Here is a 5,986-nt window from a genome sequence, read left to right as displayed (position 1 = left end):
AGAAACGCCATGAAGATACCAGAAAAGCACTTCGTGGTAGAGCTAGAAGATATGAGTCTCGATCTGATCTGCTTTCACCATGCCATGGCTGTGTTAGGGGACCGTTCTCAAGTTGGGGGACTAAATGGCTATTTAGAAGCCACACTGGAAGCCAATCCAGGTATTGCAGGGTATGGTGCTCTGTTGCCACGGGGCTTAAAGGTCATTCTGCCTGAGTTTGTTAGCCAAGAAAAGAACAGCGTGGTGAAGCGGTTATGGGATTAATGCGCACGCATCCTTTTATTGAGGTGAGGGTGGGGGATAAGCTTGTTCATGAGGTTTTTTACCAGCGTCTTTTAACCGCAACCATTACGGACCATGCCGGCAATGAAGCCGATACATTTGAAGCAGAGTTTGATGATAGTGGTAATGATTTAGAGGTTCCCTCAAGCAACAGCACTCTGCAAGTGATTTTTGGCTATGAGAACAGCATCAGTGCCTTTATGGGGCGTTTTGTTGTTGAGTCGGTGGTGAGTATTGGGGGCAGTGATGGAGAGATTTTGCGCCTTTGTGGCAAAAGCGCCTCGATGCGTAAAGAACTCAAAGAACAAGCGAGTGAACATTTTGATCACAAAACTGTTGGTGAGATTGTTGAGACACTCGCCAAACGCCATGGCTATCAAGCAAAGGTCAGTCCACAATTTATCAAACAAACTCTTTCTTATGTGATTCGTACAGATCAATCGGCGGTTGATTTTTTAACCCGTCTTGCGGACCGCATGCGGGCGCGTTTTTTAATCAAAGACTATAAGTTTTTATTTTTAAGCGGGGATAATTTACCAGCCTTGAACTTCATAAGCACGACTGTTCTAACTGGGAATTCACGTTAGAGCCACGCACGCAATACGGCATCATTGAAGCTTCTTATTTTGATCGCTCAACAGGGCAACAATGCCAAGTCAAGCATCAGACAGGGTTTAGCGGGCCTGTACGCCGTCTACGCAGTTGTTATCCATGTCAAGAGGAAGCTTTATCTGCCGCCGCTTCCGAGTCGGATCGCTTATGTCGTGCTGTAGGCAGTGGTTCTTTGTCTCTTGCAGGACGCCCTGAAATCATGGCGGATCAACCTCTCATCCTTCAAGGGTTTCGTGGGCAAATCAATGGACCATGGAAAGCCGCTACCGTCACACATCGTTATGAAAAACAAAGCGGATACACAACAGAAATTACATTCGAAGCACCAAACAAGGGAAAAGAGGCAGGAGAAAAATAAACCTTGGAGAGACAGAAAATCAAAGGGTAATGTTTACCCAACTCCTCAAAGGAGCAATGGTGCAAACATTGCACAATTGCGTACTGAAAAGGAATTTGGTCAAGTTGACCAAATTCCTTAAACGCTTCTCCCTTTAATAATGTACTTGAATAATGTGTTTGGGGTACGGAAAAACTATCTATCAATTTAAGATAAAAGAGGTGAACACATCTTATATACGCTGCTTCTCAAATAATACGATTCCAACTCAATGATTGATCATCTCAAATTGCGATTTTGAGCAGAAAAGAAAAAGAGGTTTTAAATGATCTTCGAAAGGTCTTTGAAGACCCTTTGAGAAAACCTTTAAAACTCTTTGAAAAAAAATGAATTGGTACAAAACCTAGTGGCAAAATATAAAAAACCTGCTGGCAAGCTACATGCGCAACAGGTTGCAGAAGAATCGAAGAGGTTGTCGGAACAAGCGCTTACAGAGGTGACGAAAACGGGTGAAGCGGTTACAGCAGTAACGACAACGGCTAATCTTGCAAAAGATACAGCGGATACAGCCAAGGGATTAGCCGAAGAAGCCAAGAGTGCCTCTGATGCCGCCAAGCAAATGGCAGAAGAGGCGAAGGCAGGATTTGATAGAGCTACAGGGGAAATAAGTAGTACGAAAGGTTCATTGGCTACGGCATTGCAAAGTTTTGTAGAGGTCAAGCAGGCAAGTGAGAACGCCGTCCATGTCTCGACAGAAGCAAAAAGATTAGCCGATGAATCGAAGTCGATTGCTGAACGTGCAGAACAAACAGCGAGAGATGCCTCCCAAACAGCAACAGAGACGACGCAAGTAGCCGCAACAGCGGTAGCGACATGTCATGAAGTTAAGACAGTAGCGACACAAGCAAGTATGAAGGCAGATGGAGCCAAACAGACAGCCGCTGATGGATTGACAGCGTCGAAAAGTGCAGCAGAGAAGAGAGTGTAACAGAGAAAGTAGATCAAGCACTAAGAGAGGCTAGCGATGCAAAATCTAAAGCAGAAGGCTTAGAAACAATAGCCAATGAAGCAAAATCCACGAGTGATCATGCAAGCCAAACCGCTTTGAGTGCAAAAAGTTTATCAGAAAAAGCCAAGGAAGTAGCCGAGACTGCGAAGTCGACAGCAGAAGAAGCGAAGAGTGTTGCGGAGCAAGCAAAAGAAGAAGATGATACGACGAAGCAAGGGCTTGGAGAGGTCAAGAGTTCATTAGATACGGTGACAGCAACGACAAATTCTGCGAATACAGCCGCCTCTGAGGTAAAAGCTTTAGCGGAAGAAGCAAAAAGTGCATTGACAGAAGTGCAAGAGACGACACAAACTCATAGTGATAGTCTTTCTTCTCTTGAAGGTAGTGTAAATTCTCTTTCTACTTATTTTTTAGAGAATGTGCGTTTTGTTCAACCACAAAGAATTCTGGAAGCGGATTTGCAAAAAAGAAGAGGTATTATAATCAACAGCGGCGCATTTTTTCGCTGTTATCATGGTGGAGAGCATGGGAATAGGTACACCTTGCACCGTCTTACAAAGGGTGTGGGTTTTCTTATTACACAACCTCTTGAAGCAGGCAAGGATTATTATATTTATCTTATACCAACCCTCACTAATAATAATGAGATCAGCTTTAATATTTCGGACAATCCGACGGTTCCTGATGGTTATACAGAGGATACCTCTAAAAAGATTGGTGGATTTCATACGCTTTGTGCAGATGTTGGTGAGATTGAAGATCATCCGTTATCGGGTTATCAAGCGGGGGATATTCTCCCTGATTCTGTTTGGTGTTTAAATCACTGTCCGAGGAGTGATCCAGAGGGAATGGTTTACGATCCGTGGAAGAATATTTGGGTTGATATTTATCTTCAATCAGGGACAGGTGAAAATACGAAGTCTGCCTATGGTGTTCCGATTACAACCAATCGTAGCTATTCTGACCATCACGTGGATTTTTCGTCTGTTAATAAGAGATTTTTGACGAGTGATGAGTTCGCGTCTTGCATGTATGGAATCAATTCGGGAACCAGTATTATAGGCAATAAAGCGCCTTCTCCCAAAACGTCTGGAGGACACGTTGATACAGAAAATCGTCGTATGATTTCGTATATCGGTTGTGAGGATGGTTGCGGTTATGTTTGGCAATTTTTGTCTGGTTGTTATCCCGTGACGAAATGGTATACAGGGGAACAAGGAAGCAGTTTACGTGTAGACGTAAATGTTATGTTGGGAGGAGGCGATTGGTCCGGTGATGCTAGTAATGGTGAATTTGCGCGGAATTTTGCGCATTCTCGTTATGTAGAAGATGAAAAAATAGGCGCTTGTGGATGTAGCGAGCCACTTTATTATAATTAACGCGAGATTGATTAGAACATCATTTTATTCGGCCCCACTTTTGTGGAGCTTTTTTTATGGAGCGTCAGATGAGAAAGATATCGAAAGAAGGTTTGGAGCTTATCAAACAATGGGAAGGTTTGCGTTTAGAGGCTTATAGAGATACGGCGTGTATCTGGACGATTGGTTATGGTCACACCAGCAACGCGGGTCACCCCCTTGTCAAAAAAGGCATGCGTATTACGCAAAAGCAAGCGGAAGAAATCCTTTGTGAAGACTTAAAGCAATTTGAGAAGACAGTCGAGGAAGCGGTGACGGTTTCGTTAACGGATTGCCAATTCGCGGCATTGGTCTCATTTTGCTATAATGTAGGAACAGCTGCTTTTCGCAAGTCAACCTTGTTGAAGAAGCTTAATCAAGGTGATTATGAAGCTGTACCCTTAGAATTACAGAAATGGAATAAGGTCGGTGGGAAGCCTCTTGCGGGTTTAGCCAACCGTCGAGCAGCAGAAGCGGGATTATGGGTAAAAGGGGCTTATGTTTCTTCGAATTATCAAAGGGTAGAAACGAAAACAGCAAGCGGTCTTTTAAAGATAGAAGCGCTTGCCCCGATTATAGGGTCTTGTTCTGGTTTTGGTGGCTTGTTAGCAGGCAATGGTCCGGTGCAATGGGCATTAGCAGGCATGATGGTTTTAGCGGCTGTAACGGGCATAGTGATTGTCGCCAAGCGGTTTGGGGAGCAACGTTTATGATTTTTTGGCTAAAGAAATATTCTCTTATGTTTACAGCGGCTTTAGCCGTTTTTTTTATGGCTTTAACCAAGGCGTTTCAGCTTGGCAAGCAAAGCGAACGGCAAAAGCAAACAGAGAATGCTTTAAAGACAGCAACAACCCGTCTTGAGGTAGAAAATGAAGTTAATCGAAAAAGCGATGCTGGTGTGCGCTCTGAACTTTCTCGTTGGGTGCGCGGCAAATAGGTCTGTTTCTTGTGGTGGCTGGTTGCCCATTTATTTGGATAATCAGGATGTTGAGGTCATCAGTTCCAACCTTGCAAGAGATATTTTGAAGCATAACAAGCAGGGAGCCCATTTATGTGGTTGGAAAGATGGTCAAGAAACGAAGCAGCAAAGATAAAGATCTTACAGAAACAGAACAACAGCTTCTTCATGAGATGATAGAGACCTATCAAGGCTTAAAGATGATGTCACGCATCATGAAGTGGATTGCCTTCATTCTCTTTATGTTTGTAATAGATTTTTCCCGTTGCGTGGGCGCCATAGAGAATAGCTTCTCACATCTTGAAAGATGGATAACAAAAAGTTAGAACTCACAAAATCTTTCCTTTAAAATATGACGAAACAAGAATTTACACAGACACTGTTTGCGTGGATGGGTGGTAAACACTATCTGCGTAAGAAAATTATACCGATTTTAAATAGTATTGATCATGAAACCTATGTTGAACCGTTTTTAGGTTCAGGCGTTATTTTTCTAAACAAGCGACCAGCAAAATATTCCGTGATTAATGATTTGAATGGAGAGATCACGAATCTGTTTCAATGTGTTCAAAATCATTTTGATGATTTAGCCAAACGATTGGAGTGGTTTATTTGTTCAAGACAGTTGTTTTTTGACCTTGCAGCGCTTGACCCCGAAAGCCTTTCCAAAGTTGAAAGAGCCGCACGCTTTTTGTTTCTCCAATGTTGTGTCCTTTATGGGAAAAAAGATTACGTTTCTTTTAGTTTTGGAAGAAAGAGACCCGCTGGTTTTAATCCCGAAAAGCTATTATCAAGGATGAGACGTGTAAGGCAAAAATTGCTTGATACAACCATATTAAATTTGTCGTGGGAACGGGTTATCGAGCTCTTTGATGCGCCCGATAGTTTGTTTTATTTAGACCGGCCTTATTTTTTGCAAAGGAAATATTACAGTTCTGGAGATTTTGTTGAAGAGGATTTTGTCAGTATGGCAAAAGTTCTCAAGGGTATCCAAGGGAAATTTGTCTTGAGTCTGAATGATTGTGATGCGGTTCTAGAGATCTTTAAGGATTTTGACTTTTTAGAAGTTGAGACCCTTTGGACATCAGGATTTACTAAAAAACCACCCCGAAAAGAACTCTTGATTCGTAATAATTGAAGAAAATCATAAAAAGATTTGTTAGAATCAGAAGAAAATATTTCTTCTCTAATAGGACTTTTTATATGGTTACATCTTTTGGTAAAATTTTACGGAAACTTCGCATTGATCACTCCGAACGCCTCTTAGATATGGCTAAGAAATTAGACATATCTGTAGCATTTTTATCTTCTGTCGAGATTGGCAAAAAATCTGTTCCTGTAGGACTGGAGGAAAAGATCATAGAGCTTTATGGTTTAGATAAAGAGAAGGC

The 5,986-nt window shown here is 42.2% G+C and carries 7 protein-coding genes and 3 pseudogenes; all 10 read left to right on the top strand.

Going from position 1 to position 5,986, the window contains the following annotated elements:
* Positions 1 to 9 precede the first annotated feature (9 nt).
* Positions 10 to 264, top strand: a complete 255-nt coding sequence (locus tag ACFIO3_RS07430) for a tail protein X (protein WP_375608884.1) — start codon at positions 10 to 12, stop codon at positions 262 to 264.
* Positions 264 to 1,252 (top strand): annotated as a pseudogene (locus ACFIO3_RS07425) (phage late control D family protein). Before ACFIO3_RS07430 ends, ACFIO3_RS07425 begins: the two are co-directional and overlap by 1 nt.
* Positions 1,253 to 1,637: 385 nt before the next feature.
* Positions 1,638 to 2,219, top strand: coding sequence for a hypothetical protein (locus ACFIO3_RS07420; RefSeq protein WP_375615503.1), 582 nt, complete (start codon positions 1,638 to 1,640; stop codon positions 2,217 to 2,219).
* A pseudogene (locus ACFIO3_RS07415) lies at positions 2,180 to 2,308 on the top strand (hypothetical protein); the annotation flags it as partial. The gene ACFIO3_RS07420 and the pseudogene ACFIO3_RS07415, both read left to right, overlap by 40 nt.
* Positions 2,309 to 2,335: 27 nt before the next feature.
* Positions 2,336 to 3,619: a hypothetical protein gene (locus tag ACFIO3_RS07410; RefSeq protein ID WP_375615502.1), complete on the top strand. Its 1,284-nt coding sequence runs from the start codon at positions 2,336 to 2,338 to the stop codon at positions 3,617 to 3,619.
* A gap of 68 nt (positions 3,620 to 3,687) precedes the next feature.
* The gene (locus ACFIO3_RS07405; protein WP_375704262.1) at positions 3,688 to 4,350 is read left to right on the top strand and encodes a lysozyme; all 663 of its coding nucleotides are present in this window, start codon (positions 3,688 to 3,690) and stop codon (positions 4,348 to 4,350) included.
* Positions 4,347 to 4,574 carry a hypothetical protein gene (locus tag ACFIO3_RS07400; RefSeq protein ID WP_375704261.1) on the top strand — a complete coding sequence of 76 codons (228 nt, stop codon included), beginning with the start codon at positions 4,347 to 4,349 and terminating at the stop codon, positions 4,572 to 4,574. The genes ACFIO3_RS07405 and ACFIO3_RS07400 overlap by 4 nt, the downstream gene beginning before the upstream one ends.
* A 116-nt stretch (positions 4,575 to 4,690) precedes the next feature.
* Entirely contained in the window at positions 4,691 to 4,921 is a 231-nt protein-coding gene (locus ACFIO3_RS07395) for a hypothetical protein (RefSeq protein ID WP_375704260.1), read from the top strand.
* A gap of 26 nt (positions 4,922 to 4,947) precedes the next feature.
* Positions 4,948 to 5,733 carry a DNA adenine methylase gene (locus ACFIO3_RS07390; RefSeq protein ID WP_375615264.1) on the top strand — a complete coding sequence of 262 codons (786 nt, stop codon included), beginning with the start codon at positions 4,948 to 4,950 and terminating at the stop codon, positions 5,731 to 5,733.
* A 65-nt stretch (positions 5,734 to 5,798) separates the two neighbouring features.
* Positions 5,799 to 5,986 (top strand): annotated as a pseudogene (locus tag ACFIO3_RS07385) (XRE family transcriptional regulator); the annotation flags it as partial.

This window comes from Bartonella sp. AD328YNZD, assembly GCF_042196425.1.
Note: the sequence above shows the minus strand (reverse complement) of the source record. Positions and strands in the feature narration are given on the sequence as shown.

What these genes read in the sequence shown, in the direction of transcription:
- ACFIO3_RS07430 (WP_375608884.1), top strand. Translation starts at nt 10, where the DNA reads ATGAAGATACCAGAAAAGCACTTCGTGGTAGAGCTAGAAGATATGAGT.
- ACFIO3_RS07405 (WP_375704262.1), top strand. Translation starts at nt 3,688, where the DNA reads ATGAGAAAGATATCGAAAGAAGGTTTGGAGCTTATCAAACAATGGGAA.
- ACFIO3_RS07400 (WP_375704261.1), top strand. Translation starts at nt 4,347, where the DNA reads ATGATTTTTTGGCTAAAGAAATATTCTCTTATGTTTACAGCGGCTTTA.
- ACFIO3_RS07390 (WP_375615264.1), top strand. Translation starts at nt 4,948, where the DNA reads ATGACGAAACAAGAATTTACACAGACACTGTTTGCGTGGATGGGTGGT.